This window comes from Pseudomonas sp. FFUP_PS_473, assembly GCF_002858665.1.
Classification (GTDB): domain Bacteria; phylum Pseudomonadota; class Gammaproteobacteria; order Pseudomonadales; family Pseudomonadaceae; genus Aquipseudomonas; species Aquipseudomonas defluvii.
In genome coordinates this window covers 44,157-60,654 of record NZ_PJQQ01000008.1, presented here as the reverse complement: position 1 = coordinate 60,654, position 16,498 = coordinate 44,157, and the positions used below count along the sequence as shown (strand labels likewise).

General features: G+C 62.6%; 13 protein-coding genes and 1 pseudogene. 13 read left to right on the top strand and 1 reads right to left on the bottom strand.

Annotated elements, in window-relative coordinates; genetic code table 11:
• Positions 1–72 precede the first annotated feature (72 nt).
• The 7 genes and pseudogenes from CYD26_RS07555 (at position 73) to CYD26_RS07525 (ending at position 8,468) form a co-directional block, all read left to right on the top strand.
• A complete protein-coding gene (locus tag CYD26_RS07555; protein ID WP_102052264.1) occupies positions 73–1,884 on the top strand; it encodes a copper resistance system multicopper oxidase in 1,812 nt (603 codons plus the stop codon).
• A gap of 9 nt (positions 1,885–1,893) precedes the next feature.
• Positions 1,894–2,783: pseudogene (locus CYD26_RS07550) on the top strand (copper resistance protein B).
• Between the two features lie 68 nt (positions 2,784–2,851).
• Positions 2,852–3,235, top strand: a complete 384-nt coding sequence (gene copC, locus CYD26_RS07545) for a copper homeostasis periplasmic binding protein CopC (protein ID WP_065761415.1) — start codon at positions 2,852–2,854, stop codon at positions 3,233–3,235.
• A 4-nt stretch (positions 3,236–3,239) separates the two neighbouring features.
• Positions 3,240–4,178 carry a copper homeostasis membrane protein CopD gene (gene copD, locus CYD26_RS07540; RefSeq protein WP_102052263.1) on the top strand — a complete coding sequence of 313 codons (939 nt, stop codon included), beginning with the start codon at positions 3,240–3,242 and terminating at the stop codon, positions 4,176–4,178.
• 87 nt (positions 4,179–4,265) lie between these two features.
• Positions 4,266–4,931 (top strand): ABC transporter ATP-binding protein, encoded by a 666-nt coding sequence (locus CYD26_RS07535; RefSeq protein ID WP_099774689.1) that lies wholly within the window; start codon positions 4,266–4,268, stop codon positions 4,929–4,931.
• On the top strand, positions 4,931–7,408 hold the full coding sequence (locus CYD26_RS07530; protein ID WP_102052262.1) for an FtsX-like permease family protein: 2,478 nt from the start codon (positions 4,931–4,933) through the stop codon (positions 7,406–7,408). Before CYD26_RS07535 ends, CYD26_RS07530 begins: the two co-directional genes overlap by 1 nt.
• Entirely contained in the window at positions 7,398–8,468 is a 1,071-nt protein-coding gene (locus tag CYD26_RS07525; RefSeq protein WP_099774685.1) for a lipocalin-like domain-containing protein, read from the top strand. The genes CYD26_RS07530 and CYD26_RS07525 overlap by 11 nt, the downstream gene beginning before the upstream one ends.
• A 6-nt stretch (positions 8,469–8,474) precedes the next feature.
• Here the strand turns inward: CYD26_RS07525 and CYD26_RS07520 are convergent, their stop codons facing one another.
• Positions 8,475–9,293, bottom strand: a complete 819-nt coding sequence (locus CYD26_RS07520; protein ID WP_102052261.1) for a helix-turn-helix transcriptional regulator — start codon at positions 9,291–9,293, stop codon at positions 8,475–8,477.
• 174 nt (positions 9,294–9,467) lie between these two features.
• On the opposite strand from CYD26_RS07520, the gene CYD26_RS07515 reads away from it, so the two are divergent.
• The 6 genes from CYD26_RS07515 to CYD26_RS07490 all read left to right on the top strand — a co-directional run bounded on the left by CYD26_RS07515 (position 9,468) and on the right by CYD26_RS07490 (position 16,420).
• On the top strand, positions 9,468–10,910 hold the full coding sequence (locus tag CYD26_RS07515) for a sodium:alanine symporter family protein (protein WP_099774681.1): 1,443 nt from the start codon (positions 9,468–9,470) through the stop codon (positions 10,908–10,910).
• A 97-nt stretch (positions 10,911–11,007) separates the two neighbouring features.
• Positions 11,008–12,000: an asparaginase gene (locus CYD26_RS07510; protein WP_102052260.1), complete on the top strand. Its 993-nt coding sequence runs from the start codon at positions 11,008–11,010 to the stop codon at positions 11,998–12,000.
• Between the two features lie 116 nt (positions 12,001–12,116).
• Complete coding sequence (alkB, locus tag CYD26_RS07505; RefSeq protein ID WP_102052259.1) at positions 12,117–12,773, top strand: DNA oxidative demethylase AlkB; 657 nt, start codon at positions 12,117–12,119, stop codon at positions 12,771–12,773.
• A gap of 134 nt (positions 12,774–12,907) precedes the next feature.
• Entirely contained in the window at positions 12,908–13,990 is a 1,083-nt protein-coding gene (gene ada, locus CYD26_RS07500) for a bifunctional DNA-binding transcriptional regulator/O6-methylguanine-DNA methyltransferase Ada (RefSeq protein WP_102052258.1), read from the top strand.
• A gap of 166 nt (positions 13,991–14,156) precedes the next feature.
• Positions 14,157–15,587, top strand: coding sequence for a cytosine permease (locus CYD26_RS07495; RefSeq protein WP_099774674.1), 1,431 nt, complete (start codon positions 14,157–14,159; stop codon positions 15,585–15,587).
• Positions 15,584–16,420, top strand: a complete 837-nt coding sequence (locus CYD26_RS07490; RefSeq protein ID WP_102052257.1) for a nitrilase family protein — start codon at positions 15,584–15,586, stop codon at positions 16,418–16,420. The genes CYD26_RS07495 and CYD26_RS07490 overlap by 4 nt, the downstream gene beginning before the upstream one ends.
• Positions 16,421–16,498 lie beyond the last annotated feature (78 nt).

Sequence of the window (16,498 nt, the reverse complement as noted above, 5' to 3'; positions counted from 1 at the left end):
AAAAATGCCTCCCGCCCTGAGATAACACGTTCTCTCCAATCGAGAGATTCTGACTGACGGGACACCACAGGCATGTCTTCCAAGACCTCCAGACGCACCTTTGTCAAAGCCCTGGCCGCAGGCGGATTGCTGGCAGGCTGCGGCCTGTGGCGCACGCCAGTATGGGCGATTGCCAGCCCTGGCCAGCCGAATGTACTGACCGGCAACGACTTCGATCTGTCCATTGGTGAAATGGGCGTTAACTTCACCGGTACGCCACGTACCGCCATGACAATCAATGGCAGCCTGCCAGGGCCGCTACTGCGCTGGCGTGAAGGTGATACGGTCACCCTGCGAGTCAGGAACCGTCTGAAAGAAAATACCTCGATTCATTGGCACGGAATCATCCTGCCGGTGAACATGGACGGCGTACCCGGCCTGAGCTTCCACGGTATCGAGCCGGGTGGTGTGTATGTGTACCAATTCAAGGTCAAACAGAACGGCACCTACTGGTACCACAGCCATTCCGGCTTTCAGGAACAGGTTGGTGTCTATGGGCCGCTGGTCATAGACGCGAAGGAACCCGAGCCATTCAGCTACGACCGCGACTATGTGGTGATGTTGTCGGACTGGACCGACGAAAACCCGACGCATGTCATGAAAAAGCTGAAGAAGCAGTCCGACTACTACAACTACCACAAGCGTACCGTCGGTGACTTCATTGATGATGTCGGCAAGAACGGCTGGGCCGCCACTGTAGCCGATCGAAAGATGTGGGCACAGATGAAGATGAACCCCACCGATCTTGCCGACATCAGTGCAGCCACCTATACCTACCTGCTCAATGGGCACGCTCCCGACGCTAACTGGACCGGCCTGTTCAAACCGGGTGAGCGGCTACGGCTGCGGATTATCAACGGCTCGGCCATGAGCTACTTCGACCTGCGCATTCCCGGCCTGAAAATGACCGTCGTCGCAGCAGACGGCCAATACGTCACGCCGGTAAGTGTCGATGAGTTACGTATTGCCGTGGCCGAAACCTATGACGTGCTCGTCGAACCGACCCTGGAGGCCTATACCCTCTTTGCCCAATCAATGGACCGCACCGGCTTTGCCAGGGGCACACTCGCCGTACGCGAAGGGCTGAGCGCTCCTGTGCCAACGCTCGACCCACGGCCGCAGATCAGCATGAGCGACATGGGCATGGGCGGTATGGACCATGGCGATATGACCAACATGGACCAAGGGGCTATGCAGAGCATGGATGGAATGCAGAGCATGGACGGCCTGCAAACCATGGATGGCATGCAGAGCATGGACCATGGCCAGCCAGGCACAACGCCTGAGCACAGCATGCATGACATGAGCGCGATGAGTGGCATGGAGCACCACCCAGCTTCTGAAACCGATAATCCACTGGTAGACATGCAAACCATGGCCCCGGCCCCCAAGCTCAGTGATCCCGGCATGGGCCTGAGAAACAATGGCCGACGCGTACTGACCTACGCTGACCTGAAGAGCACCTTCCAGGACCCCGATGGCCGCGAACCGAGCCGCACGATCACCTTGCACCTGACCGGCCACATGGAGAAGTTCTCGTGGTCGTTCGACGGCATCAAGTTCGCCGATGCCGGGCCGATTCGGCTCAAGTACGGGGAGCGAATCCGTATTGTCCTGGTCAACGACACCATGATGACGCACCCGATACACCTGCACGGCATGTGGAGCGATCTGGAAGATGAAAACGGCAATTTCATGGTTCGCAAACATACGATAGACATGCCACCCGGCACCAAGCGCAGTTACCGCGTCACCGCCGATGCACTGGGTCGATGGGCCTATCACTGCCATCTCATGTACCACATGGAAATGGGCATGTTCCGCGAAGTACGGGTAGATGAGTAGGAGAACGGCATGAACATCGAAAAAACCGCGAAACCGTTGCGCGCAAGCCTCGTGGCTTTCAGCCTGGGGCTATTGCACCTCCCTGTGGCGGTGGCGCAGGAACAGTCGATGCAAGGCATGGATCCTTCCCAGATGCAGGGTATGGATTACAGCCCTATGCAGGGCATGGCCCCAAGTGCAACGCAGGAAAGTCGCACACCGATTCCGGTGCTCACCGACGCTGATCGCGCAGCCGTCTTCGAGAGCGCGGGCGGCCATCAAATGCATGATGACGCGATCAACTCAAAGGTGCTGATCGATAAGCTCGAATGGCAGGACGCGGACAATGGCGCCGTACTCAACTGGGATGTGAACGGCTGGATTGGCACCGACCTGAACCGTTTGTGGGTACGCTCCGAAGGTGAGCGCAGCAACGGTGTCACCGAAAAGGCAGAACTGCAGGCGCTTTGGGCGCATGCCATCGGCCCTTGGTGGGACGTCGTCAGCGGGATACGTCAGGACTTCAAACCAGGAGATCCCCAGACCTGGGCAGCACTGGGGGTGCAAGGCATGCCCCTGTATGACCTCGAAACGAGGGCAACCGCCTACGTGGGCGAGAACGGTCAAACGGCCGCTCGACTTGAAGGTGAGTACGACGTATTGCTCACCAACCGCCTGATCCTGCAGCCAACGGCTGAACTGAACCTCTACGGCAAAACGACCCGCAACGGGCTACAGGCTCCGGATTGGCCAATACCGAGGTAGGCCTGAGGCTGCGCTATGAAATCCGTCGAGAGTTTGCACCTTACATTGGCGTTACCTGGAATCGTACGTATGGCAAGACCGCCGATTACGCCCTTGACGACGGTGAAGACCGCAGCGAGGCACGCTTGGTGATGGGCGTGCGCATGTGGTTCTGAACAGCGGCCCCCCCTTGAAGCCCACCACACACTAACCCAACCACGGCCCAGGCCGTCAGGAGCCTTGCATGTCCCCTCTGAAAACACTCAGCGTCGCTGCCGCACTCAGCGCCGGTCTGTTCCTCAGCCTCAGCGCTCAAGCGCATCCCAAGCTGCTCTCCTCCAGCCCGGCAGAGGGCGCCACTGTCGCCTCACCGGCGAAAATCGAACTGCACTTTTCCGAGAACCTGGTGACGCAATTCTCAGGCGCGAAACTGATGATGACCGGCATGCAGGGTATGGCGCACGCCCCGATGGCCGTCAAAGCCGCGGTCAGTGGCAGCAGTGACCCGAAAGCCATGCTCATCACGCCGGCAGCGCCACTCAGTGCGGGCACCTACAAGGTCGAATGGCGAGCCGTATCTTCCGACACCCACCCTATTACCGGCGCTGTTACCTTCACGGTGAACTGAGAGCATGGATGACCTGCTCAACATCGCCTTGCGTCTGGTGCTCTGCATCGACCTGATGCTGCTCTTTGGGCTGGCAGCCTTTCGCCTGTACAGCCCTGCGACGCAGGTTGTGGCCGAAAGCTCGGCAGCGCGCTTCAGCGCACTGCTTGCCTCTGGCGCCGTGTTGGGTGTGCTGTTGTCGGCCCTCGGCATACTGCAACTGACGAAAACGATGAGTGGCGCCTCAGATTTCACTGAACTGCACCCGCACATGCTGCAGATGGTACTGATGGAAACCGATGTCGGGCACATGTGGTGGCTGCGCATCGGCGCGCTAACCCTCGCGACCCTCGTAGCCCTCGGCGTAGGGCGCGACTCACCCGTGGGTCAGTGGCTGGTGATGCTGTGTGGCGCAGTGGCCCTGGCAACCCTTGCCTGGAGCGGACACGGTGCCATGGACGATGGCTACAGGCGCTACCTGCATTTCACCAGCGATATTGCGCACCTGCTGGCCGCAGGTGGCTGGCTGGGAGCATTGTTCGCCTTTGCCTGGTTGCTAAAGGCCAATCACCCCACAGCAAACCAGCAACTGCGGGCACTGGCCCAGGCGCTCAGGGGTTTTGAAGTCACAGGGACATTGATCGTGGTTGTGCTGGTGCTCACCGGCGTCGTCAACTACCTGCTGATCGTCGGGATGACGTTGGAACCGCTGACAAACAGCACATACGGTGGGTTGCTGTCGCTCAAACTCATACTGTTTGCTGGCATGCTGGTGTTTGCCGCACTCAATCGCTTCCAGTTGAGCCCACTGCTGGAAACCTCGCTACAAACCGGCCATTACCAAAGCGCTATCAACGCCTTGCGGCGCAGCATGGTCCTGGAGCTATCGGTAGCGGTGATCGTTCTTGGCCTGGTGGCCTGGCTGGGTACCCTTAGCCCGGAGGTGGAACTGCCCAGCGGCTAGGCGGATCCGGGTTTGAGGTGGACGCCTCGATAGCATCCAGCGGATGGCCTACCCTACTCAGGTGCTCCCCGTGCAAGTGTGCTACCCATGCTAAAGGTCGAAAACCTGTACAAGTCCTTCACCACCGCCCAAGGCACACTGCCGGTTCTGCGGGGCGTAGACCTGCACCTGCCCAACGGGACGAGCATGGCGTTGATGGGCGAGTCCGGCAGCGGCAAGAGCACCCTGCTGCACCTGATCGCAGGCCTGGAACGGGCAGACAGCGGGCACATTCTGATCGATGGCACACCGCTTCAAGGGCGTCGGGAAGCGGAGCTGGCACGCTGGCGACGGCTCGGCATTGGCCTGGTATTCCAACAGTACAACTTGATCAGCAGCCTTGATGTGGCCGCGAACCTGACCTTTCAAGCGCGCCTGGCAGAGCGTCACGACCCCGCCTGGGCCACCTACCTGGCCGAACAACTGGGGCTGCGCCCCTTGCTTGAGCGTTACCCCGAACAACTTTCCGGTGGCCAACAGCAACGCCTGGCCATTGGCCGCGCGCTGGCAGCAAAGCCCTCGCTGATGCTGGCCGACGAACCGACGGGCAGCCTCGACGAAGCCAGCAGCGACACAGTACTCGAGCTGCTCCTGCGGCTGGTCGGTGAGGCCGGCAGCAGCCTGTTGATGGTCACCCACAGCCCACGCCTGGCTGCCCGACTGTCCCGGCAATGCTATCTGCACCTGGGCCGTGTCCAGCCCCAGGCGGTGTAATGAGCAGCCTGAGGATCAGCCTCCAGGCCCTGCTCAGCCACTGGCGGCGCCACCCGCTGCAGTGCTTCAGCATTTTCACCGGGCTCTGGCTGGCTACCGCACTGTGGGCCGGCGTACAGGCACTCAATACCCAGGCACGGGCCGACTACGCCCGGGCCAGCGCCGTACTCGGCGGCGTGGCGCAGGCATATTGGGCACCACGCCAAGGCCCGCACATCGGCCAAGCGGTCTATGTTGCGCTGCGCCGTGAGGGCTGGCCCGTTTCGCCGCTGCTCGAAGGCCGCCTGAACCTTGTGGGTGATGCCGCGCTTAACGTGCGGCTGATCGGCATCGAACCGCTCACCCTGCCCCAGGGATCAGCCATCGCCGGGCAAGCCAACGAAGGACTCGACCTTGGCGGCTTCATTGGCCCGCCCGGGCAAGCCTGGGTCGGCCCGGACACCTTGCAACGCCTTGGCCTGAAACCGGGCGCCCAGGTGCAGACCGAAGATGGTCAATACCTGCCGCCCCTGCACGTGCAGGGGCAATTGGCCCCTGGGGTGATCGTTGTCGATATTGGCTACGCGCAAACACTGCTGAAAGCGCCAGGGCAGGTTTCACGGCTGCTGATGCCAGCGGCCTTCGCCGATAGCGCACCGCGCCTGCCGGCCAACTTGGCTGGCACGTTGCAACTGCACACTTCAAGCGACGCACAGGACCTGCAGCGCCTGACCGAGAGTTTCCACCTGAACCTCAGCGCCCTTGGCCTGCTGGCGTTCCTGGTCGGCCTGTTTATCGTGCACGCCGCCATTGGCCTGGCCCTGGAGCAACGCCGCAGCCTGTTACGCACCTTGCGCGCCTGCGGCGTAAGCCTCGCCGCACTGGTCAGCGCACTGGCACTTGAGCTTGGTCTGTTTGCCCTGTTGGGCGGTCTGGCCGGCGTGCTCAGCGGCTACCTGCTGGCGGCCTTGCTGCTGGATGACGTCGCTGCCAGCCTGCGCGGCCTCTACGGTGTGCAGGTGGCCGGGCAACTGAGCCTGTCACCCACATGGTGGCTGACAGGCCTGACCATCAGCCTGCTCGGTGCACTCTTGGCCGGAGCAAACAGCCTGTTGCGCGCAGCTCGCCTGCCACTGCTGGCCCTGGCACAACCACACGCCTGGCAGGCGGCACAAAGCCTCTGGTTGCGCCGCCAGGTCCTGTTGGCGGTTGGCCTGGCGCTGCTGGCCTTGGCCTGCTGGCGGTTCGGTGACAGCCTGCGTATCGCCTTTGTGATGATCACCGCCTTGTTGCTGGCCGCCGCTCTGCTACTACCGGCCTTGCTCGACGCAGCGTTGCTGCTGCTCGCACGCTACTGTCAGCGGCCGCTGGCGCACTGGTTCATCGCCGACAGCCGCCAACAGCTACCGGCGCTGGCCCTTGCCCTGATGGCGCTGCTGTTGGCCTTGAGCGCTAGTGTGGGCGTGGGCAGCATGACCGAAGGCTTTCGCAAGACCTTCATGAGCTGGCTCGACCAGCGTCTTGCCGCCGAGCTTTACCTGAGCCCACGCGATACTGCACAAGCGCAGGCGATCAATGACTGGCTGACTGCCCAGCCGCAGGTCGAAGCCGTGCTGCCGCGATGGCGCGTAGAACTGCGCCTGCAGGGTTGGCCCGCCCAGCTCTTTGGCATCACCGATCACCCTTACTACCCGCAGCACTGGACGCTACTTGAACAACAGGATGACGCCTGGCGACAACTGGCCACCGGCCAGGGCGTGATGCTCAGCGAACAACTGGCCCGCCACCTTCACCTGAGCCTGGGTGATCGCCTGTCACTGCCTGCCCCGGCTGCAGCGCCCAGCCTCGGGGTTGTCGGGGTGTATGCCGACTATGGCAACCCGAAGGGGCACCTGCTGGTCAGTGCCGATTGGTTACAACGCTACTGGCCCGAGGCGGATTTCTACGCCCTGAGCGTGCGCCTGGCCGCACAGCAGGTAGCGCCACTGATGGCGCAGCTGCAACAACAGTTTGCCCTGGACAGCAACCAGCTGACCGATCAGGCGTCCCTCAAACGCTGGTCCCGCGAGGTTTTCGAACGCACTTTCGTCGCCACCGCTGCGCTGAACAGCCTGACCCTGGCGGTCGCCGGAGTGGCGCTGTTCATCAGCTTGCTGACCCTTGGCCAGAGCCGCCTCGGGCAGTTGGCCCCGCTGTGGGCGCTGGGTGTCGAGCGGCGCACGCTGGCCTGGTTGAGCCTGGGGCAAACCTTGATGCTGGCCGGCCTGACGGTGTTGCTGGCAATCCCCTTGGGGCTGTTACTGGCCTGGTGCCTGGTTGCTGTGGTCAATGTGCAGGCCTTTGGCTGGCGGCTGCCGTTGCAGGTGTTTCCATCACAACTGCTGCAGTTGGTTGTACTGGGCCTGCTGACCAGCCTGTTGGCGGCCATCGGGCCGTTGTGGCAACTGCTGCGTAGCCAACCGGCTGACCTGTTGAGGCAATTCGCCGATGAAGCGTAAGGTCCGGATCATCGCCTGTGCCCTGCTGCTGAGCGGGTGCGACAAGGCCCCGCCAGCGACTGAGGGCTTTGCCGGGCTTGGCCAGGCAACTGCGACCTACACACCGGTAGTGCGTGGACAAGCGCTGAGTTTTCCTGCTGACCACGGCGCCCATGCGGGCTACCGCATCGAGTGGTGGTACGTCACGGCCAATCTCACCGACGAGCAAGGACATGACTGGGGCGTGCAATGGACCCTGTTCCGCTCCGCCTTGCGCCCAGGTGCCGAGGTAGCCGGCTGGTCCAGCCCGACCGTGTGGCTGGGGCACGCCGCGCTGAGCAGCGCGTCCAGCCATCAGTTCAGCCAGACCCTTGCCCGTGGCGGCATCGGCCAGGCGGGTGTCGACGCGTACCCCTTCCGTGCCTGGATCGACGACTGGTCACTGGCCAGCACGGCAGGCCAAGGGCTTGACCAGTTGCAGATGCGCGCTACCGGCAACGGCTTCAGCTATCGCCTGCAACTGATCAGCCAAGGGCCGCTGGTGCTGCATGGCGACCGCGGCTACAGCGAGAAGTCTGGCCAGGGCCAAGCGTCGTACTACTACAGCCAACCGTTTTATCAGGTCAGTGGCGAGGTTGAGCGCCATGGCCAACGCTACCCGGTCACGGGACGCGCCTGGCTCGACCGGGAATGGAGCAGCCAGCCGCTGAGCAACACACAACAGGGGTGGGACTGGTTCTCCCTTCACCTGGAAAACGGCGCCAAGCTGATGCTGTTCCAGGTGCGCCAACGCGACGGCCAGCCCTATCGAGCAGGTACCTGGATCAGCCCCGACGGCCACGCCGAGCCGTTGCGAAGCGAGCAAATCCAGCTCGACCCGCAAGCCTGGACGCGCCAGGACAACGGCAAGCAGCTCCCCACTCGCTGGCGCTTGCAAGTCGCCACGCACAACCTGGACGTACAGGTCGCGGCCCTGCAACCACACGCCTGGATGGGTACTACCGTTGCCTACTGGGAAGGCCCGGTGCAACTGTTGGGCAGCAACCCCGGGCGTGGTTATCTGGAGATGACCGGCTACTGACGACGCTCAGTCAATCTCGAACAAACCGTTACGGATGGGCCCGACCTCCAGGCGCGCACGCACATCATCATCGATGCGCGGATCATCCGGCCGGTACAAGCGGACCTGACGGTAAGCATTGATACGGTTGATTTCCGGCCCCAGGTACTCCCACACCACTCGGGTGCAGGTCGGGGTGCGCCGGTCACCACTGGAGACACCGGTCTTCAGGCCATTGAGGCGGGTGATGCGGCTTTTGAAGCTGGGGATGAGGATGGTCTGGCTCATCTCGTTGACCGTCAACGACTCGTAGTCGACCAGAAACAGGCGGTCCTGCAGCTGGAACGCTGCCCCCAGGTAGCGGCAACGCACCCAGTCGTCGGCCTGTACGTCGATGCTGCTGGTACGTTCCTGACGCTCCTGGCGTTCGAACAGGAACGTACCTCGCTCTTCGCGCAAGTGCACCAGTGACAGCAGGATCGAGCCCGGCACCGACATGCAGTTGGAGTACTCGAAGTAGTAACCGCAGTAACGCGACAAGTTACCGCCGTGATCACGCAAAGGACGCAGCAACTCGACCAGCGGGTCCTCCTGACCGGCGCCAGGCAGTACGGTAACGCGCGCGCCGATGAGACGGGCGAACTGCTCTGGCGGCAAACCCAGCTCGTAATCCTCGACACCGAAAAAGTCGCCGATGCGCTTGAGGTTGTAAGGCGTCGGTTGGCTCTGGCCGCTGAGGTACTTGTTGAACTGTCCACGGTTGATCGACAGCTGGCGGCAAACCTCCGAGATAGAGCGGTAGTGGCTGCAAGCCAGTTTGAGGTTTACGCCCAGGTTTTCACTCATTGATGCACTTCCGATTGATGCTAGCGGCGCCAGCTTAGCATCAAGTCGCATCATTTCAGATCAACCCGCGAAATTGTAACCAGGCTTTTCTTGGCCAACCATGCGCGCCATGCCTGCACCGCACTGTTGCGGTCGTTTGTCTTTCACTTAAACAATAAGAATCGAGGTCTCTTCATGCTCGAAGCGCTCAACGATTTCCTTTCGGGGAAACTCCTCATCGTGCTGATCGTCGGACTGGGTAGCTACTTCACCTTGCGCTCTCGTTTCGTCCAGTTCCGTCATTTCGGCCACATGTTCAGTGTGTTCAAGGAATCGCTGCGCGGCCAGGCAGGCCAACTGAGTTCGTTCCAGGCCCTGATGCTGAGCCTTGCCGGCCGTGTCGGTGCCGGGAACATCGCCGGTGTCGGCATTGCCGTTACCCTCGGCGGCCCAGGCGCGGTGTTCTGGATGTGGGTTACTGCACTGGTCGGTATGTCCAGCAGCTTTTTTGAATGCACCCTGGCCCAGGTCTACAAACGCAGCGACGGAGACGGCCTGTACCGTGGCGGCCCGGCGTACTACATCCAGCATGGTCTGAAACTGCGCTGGATGGCGGTAGTGTTTGCCGTGTTGCTGCTGGTGACCTATGGCTTCACCTTCAACGGCCTGCAGTCCTATACCGTTACCCACTCGCTGCAAAACGCGTTTGGCTTTGAACCACAGCAGACCGGCTTTGCCCTGGCAGCCTTGCTCTGCGTGGTGTTCATCGGCGGCATCAAACGTATCGCCTCGGTGTCCGACCTGCTGGTACCGGTCAAGACCCTGGCCTACATCGGTGTCACCCTATACGTGATCATCACCCAGATCGAGCACGTGCCGGCCATGCTGGAAACCATCATCAAGAGCGCCTTTGGCCTCGACCCGGCATTCGGCGGTCTGCTGGGCAGCGCCATCGTCATGGGCGTGAAGCGCGGGGTTTTCGCCAACGAAGCGGGCCTGGGCAGTGCGCCTAACGTCGCCGCTGTTGCCGCGGTGCGCCACCCAGCCGCACAAGGCGTGGTACAAGCCTTCAGCGTGTTCCTCGACACCTTCGTGATCTGCACCTGCACCGCCCTGCTGATCCTGCTGTCGGGTTTCTACACACCAGGTTTTGAAGGTGACGGTATCGCCCTGACCCAGAACTCGCTGGCCGCGGTAGTCGGTGACTGGGGGCGTCTGTTCGTCAGCGTTGCGCTGTCGCTGTTCGTCTTCACCTGCATCCTCTACAACTACTACCTGGGCGAAACCAGCCTGCAGTTCCTCAGCCGCAACCGGCTGGTGCTGATCGCCTACCGTGGCCTGGTGGTACTGCTGATCCTGTGGGGTTCGGTGCAAGACCTCTCCACCGTCTTCGCCTTTGCCGACATCACCATGACCTGCCTGGCCTTCGTCAACCTGGCCGCCCTGGCCATGCTGTTCAAGGTCGGCCTGCGGGTCATGCGCGACTATGACGAGCAGCGCCGTGCTGGTATCGCACAACCGGTGTTCGACGCCGCACGCTTCGCCGACCTCGACCTGGACCCGCAAGCCTGGCCCGTGGGCCAACACGCCGAAAGCCCGGCGCACGCTGAACCCCAACTGGCACCGGCGCAACGCTGAGTGACCACCTGAAGGCCGCCCTATGCCGGGGCGGCCTTCCCTGCCACCGCTCCCGCGATCTTTCACACCGCACTTTCCATCTGCCTGGACGCTTCCCATGCGCGCAGTAAAGAACCTTCTTGTCCTCTATACCGGCGGCACCATCGGCATGCTGCAAACGCCACAAGGCCTGGCCCCGGCCAGCGGCTTCGAGGCACGCTTGCACGATTACCTGCTGGAGCACCCCGATACACCGGCACCTGCCTGGCGCCTGCTTGAACTGGAACCGTTGCTGGACAGCGCCAACATGCAGCAAGCGAACTGGCTGGCCATGCGTGACACCATCGTCAACGCCGTGGTCGAAGATGGCCACGACGGCGTCCTGCTGCTGCACGGTACCGACACCCTGGCCTACAGTGCAGCGGCGCTGTCATTCCTGTTGCTCGGCCTGAATGTTCCAGTGGTGCTGACCGGCTCGATGCTGCCGGCGGGCGCACCAAACAGCGATGCCTGGCAAAACCTCAGGGGTGCCCTCGGCATCATGGCCTCGGGTATCGAGGACGGCGTACACCTGTACTTTCACGGTGCCCAGCTGCACGGTGCCCGTGCCATCAAGCTGCGCAGCGAAGCCTTCGATGCGTTCGCCGAACTGCCTCGTCATCGTGAAGGCGCTCGCGCTGAAACACTGCCAGCACGCCTGTGCTATCGCCAGCCACGCACACCGGTCAAGCTGGCGGTGCTGCCACTGTTCCCCGGCTTTCAAGCTGAACAGCTGCGCAGCGTGCTGAACAGCGGCATCCAGGGCTTGCTGCTGGAATGCTACGGCAGCGGCACCGGGCCATCCGACGATGCCGCACTGCTGCAAGTGCTGAGTGAAGCGCGTCAGCGCGGCGTAGTGCTGGCGGCCATCAGCCAGTGCCCACAAGGCAGCGTGCTGTTCGACACCTACGCCGCCGGCAGCCGCCTGCGCGATGTCGGCCTGGTCTCCGGGGGCGGCATGACCCGGGAAGCGGCCTTGGGCAAGCTGTTCGCCCTGCTCGGCGCCGGGCTGAGTGTGGACGAGGCCGAACACTGGTTCGCCCTGGACCTGTGCGGCGAACGCGCGGCCTGACCGGCCACTGGGCACGGGCTGGCGCGCAGCTGAGCCCAGAGCCCACGTAATGGAGTACATTGGTGCTGATGTGACGGGCCAAATGGCCGCATCCTCACAACCGCGAAGCAAGCACCATGAGCACACTCGATCTGTTTGAAGGCCTGCACACACCGACGCAGGCCATGGAACCCCTGGCACAACAGGCCTGCGTGTTGCGCGGCTTTGCCCTGCCCTTTGTCGAGGCAGTGCTGCCGGCCCTGGCCCACATCTGCGAAGTCGCGCCGTTTCGGCACATGGTCACCCCAGGCGGTTTCAGCATGTCCGTGGCCCTGACCAACTGCGGGCATCTGGGCTGGACGAGCGACCGCAGCGGCTACCGCTACAGCCCGATCGACCCCGCCAGCGGGCAGCCCTGGCCGGAACTTCCAGGCGCGTTTCTGGCGCTGGCGACAGCGGCGGCAAACGCAGCAGGTTTCCCCGACTTTGTGCCCGATGCCTGCCTGGTCAACCAATATCAACCCGGTTCGCGGATGTCCCTTCACCAGGACAAAGATGAACGCGACTACACCTGGCCGATAATCTCGGTGTCTCTGGGCATCCCGGCCACTTTCCTCTTTGGCGGCCATCACCGGGCCGACAAGCCCCAACGCGTGCCACTGTTTCATGGCGATGTGGTGGTCTGGGGTGGTGAAGACCGGTTGCGTTACCATGGTGTAGCGCCAATCAAGGAGGCGCTGCATTCAGTGATGGGCGCGCAACGCATCAACTTCACCTTCCGTAAGGCGGGTTGACGAAACACCGTTTCATCGTGTCTCGATGAGTGACTCATGCTGTCGATGGAATTCAACCGCAAGAGTCGGAGTGCCTCACTGCGGATAGCAGCTTAACGTGCAGCCTGTAGGTCACTGACAGCGGGAACAGCATTATGAACACAGACAAGGACAGCACCACAGTGCCGGCCACTTCAGTGGAGCGAGACCCGCGCTGGCAAGCCGTACTGGCACGCGACACGACCGCCCATGGGCAGTTTGTCTATGCCGTACGCACCACCGGCGTGTACTGCCACCCGGGCAGCACTGCCCGATTGCCGCGAGCGGAAAACGTCGAGTTTTTCAACACGCCAGAGGCAGCAGAGGCGGCCGGCTATCGTCCCTCGAAACGTGCCGGGGCTTTGCCGTCCATAGTGCTGGCCCAGCATGCAGCGCGAGTGGCCGATGCCTGCCGGCTGATCGAGAGCAGCACTGAACTCCCCTCACTCGCTGACCTGGCGGCCTATGCCGGCTTGAGCCCGTTTCACTTTCATCGGGTGTTCAAGTCCGTGACCGGCCTGACCCCAAAGGGCTACGCCAATGCCCACCGCGCGCGCCGGGTACGCGAGCAACTGGCCCTCGGCGGCCGGGTCACCGATGCCTTGTATGAGGCGGGCTTCAACTCCAACAGCCGTTTCTATGCGGCTTCGGACCACCTGCTTGGCATGCGCCCGAGTGATTATCGCGCCGGAGGCCAGCACCTGGATATCCGCGTTGCCGTGGGTGAGTGCTCACTGGGCTCGATTCTGGTCGCGCAGAGCGCGCGGGGTATTTGCGCGATTCTCCTGGGAGACGACCCGCAACAGCTGCTGCACGACGTGCAAGACATGTTCCCCAATGCCAATTTCATCGGCGCAGACACCAACTTCGAGCAACTGATCGCCACCGTGGTTGGCTTCGTCGAAGCCCCGGCCCTGGGTCTGAACCTGCCTCTGGATGTGCGGGGCACGGCCTTCCAGGAACGGGTATGGCAGGCCTTGCGCGAAATCCCGGCGGGCAGCACCGCCAGCTACGCGCAGATCGCCGAGCGCATTGGCTCACCGAAGGCGGTGCGCGCCGTGGCTCAGGCCTGCGCCGCGAACACACTGGCCGTGGCCATCCCCTGCCATCGCGTGGTGCGCAGCGACGGCAACCTGTCGGGCTACCGCTGGGGCGTAGAGCGCAAACGCGCCTTGCTGGCGCGTGAAGTCAAGCCCTGATGACCGGTCTCAAGTAACCGCCGGTATTACTTCAGAAATTTCTGAAGTAATTATTTCCCTACGCCGATTCCCTCGACCTTACTCACTGTCGGAACATCCACCCCACTTATGTCCGCCAGTGCGGGCCCATTACACGCGTACACAACAACAAGACATGAGGTTCCCAGTGAGCAACGCCAACAAGGTCACCGCTCGACCGAAAATCGAGGTTCGCTCCATCGACTACGTGCCGCGCACCGAACGCCATGGCAAGGTCTGGCATCAGGCACCATTCTGGTTTACCGGCAACTTCGTCCTCACCACCATGGTCACCGGGTTCACCGGCCCCGCACTGGGCCTCGGCGCCTTGTACTCGATACTTGCGATCATTATCGGCGTCTGCTTCGGCACCTTCTTCATGGCCTTTCACGCCAACCAGGGCCCCCGCATGGGCCTGCCACAGATGATCCAGTCACGCGCCCAGTTCGGCCTCAAAGGCGCCATCGTGCCCTTCGCTGCCGTGGTGTTCGTGTACATCGGCTTCAATGTGTTCAACGTTATCCTCGCCACTGACGCCATCAACACCGTACTGCCCGGCCAGCGTGCCCCCTGGTACCTGGGCGTCATCGCCGTTGCCGTGGTGCTGGCGGTGGTGGGTCACGACCTGCTGCACACGGTTCAACGCTGGCTGACCTACGTGATGATCGTGGTGTTCGGCGCCTTGACCGTCAGCGCCGTGATGACCCTGCAGGCCGATGCGGCCCTGGACAACGCACACTTCTCCTGGGGTGCCTTCCTGGTACAACTCTCTGCAGCAGCGGGCTACCAGATCAGCTACTCGGTGTACGTCTCTGACTACTCGCGCTACCTGCCTCATGATACGCCTGCCCGCAAGGTGGTGTTCTGGACCTACCTCGGCGCGGCCGGATCGGCCCTGTGGCTGATGTCGCTCGGCGCCTTCCTGGCCTCGGCCCTGCCATCGCCGGATGCCATCGGCAGCGTGCGTGAAGTGGGCAACCAGTTCATCCCGGGGCTGGGCACCTTTACCGTACTGATCTCGATACCGGCGCTGGTCGGCATCATGGCCGTCAACTGCTACGGGGCGATGCTTACCAGCATCAGTGCCATCGACAGCTTCCGCAAAGTCACCCCGTCACTGAAAATCCGCGTCTCTGGCATTGCCATCATCGCTGCCATCGTCTTCATCGTCGCGCTGGCGATTCCCGAGAGTTACCTGGGCAGCTTCAACACCTTCATCCTGTTGATGCTGTACTTCCTGGTGCCATGGACGGCGGTGAACCTCGTCGACTTCTACGGTGTGCGCAAGGGTCACTATGTGATCAGCGAGATCTTCAATCCCAATGGCATTTACGGCGCCTGGGGCAAGGCCGGCCTGAGCGCCTACGGCATCGGCCTGCTGGCGATGGTGCCGTTCATGTCGCTGAGCTTCTACACCGGCCCCGCAGCCGCCGCCCTCGGCGGTGCCGACATTGCCTTCGCCGTTGGCCTGCTGGTAACCGGTGTGATCTATGCACGCCTCTGTCGAACCCTGGACCTGAACGCCGAACAACGCCTGCTGGCCGCCAACGACCGCCAGCTTGAGGAAGCCACACGATGAAATCAACGCCCACACACCTCACCGTCGCATGCTGCCAGTTGGCCCCCAGGGTCGGCGACCTTGAGCACAATCGGCAACAGGCACTGGCCGCCATACGTGCGGCAGCCAGCCAGGGCGCGCAGGTGGTGGTTCTGCCAGAGTTGGTACAGAGCGGCTACGTCTTCATCGACAAGGCCGAAGCCCTGAGCCTGGCTGAAACCGCCCACGGTGAAACCCTGCGCCAATGGGCGGTGCTGGCCACGGAGCTGGATGTCGTCATCGTCGGCGGCTTCTGCGAACGCACCGAACGCGACGAGCTGTACAACAGCGCGGCATTGATCGATGCCAACGGCGTGCAGGCCGTGTACCGCAAAGCGCACTTGTGGAACGATGAGAAACGTTTCTTTACCCCCGGCAACTGCCCGCCGCCGGTGGTTGAGACGCGCTTTGGCCGCATTGCCATGATGATCTGCTACGACCTGGAGTTTCCTGAATGGGTGCGCCTGCCGGCACTGGCCGGCGCCGAACTGCTGTGCGCCCCCGTGAACTGGCCGGACGGCCCTCGCCCTGCCGGAGAGCGTCCTGCTGAAGTGGTGCGGGTGCAGGCCAACGCCTCGGTCAACCGCCTGTATATCGCTGCCTGCGACCGTCGCGGCACTGAACGCGGTGTGGACTGGGTCGGCGGCTCGGTGATTGTCGATGCCAACGGCTACCCCTTGGCCGGGCCACTTCACGGCGCCGCTGCCGACCCTGCAATCATCCTCGCCCACCTGGACCTCAGCGAGGCTCGCGACAAGCGCATCAGCGCCAACAATCACGTACATCAGGACCGCCAGCCGGCACTCTACGATTGAGTGCATTGCGCGGCTGACACCGCCCCTGCCAAACCGGCGTCGGCCTTGCCGGCGCTGCCTCACCCACACACCTCGCCC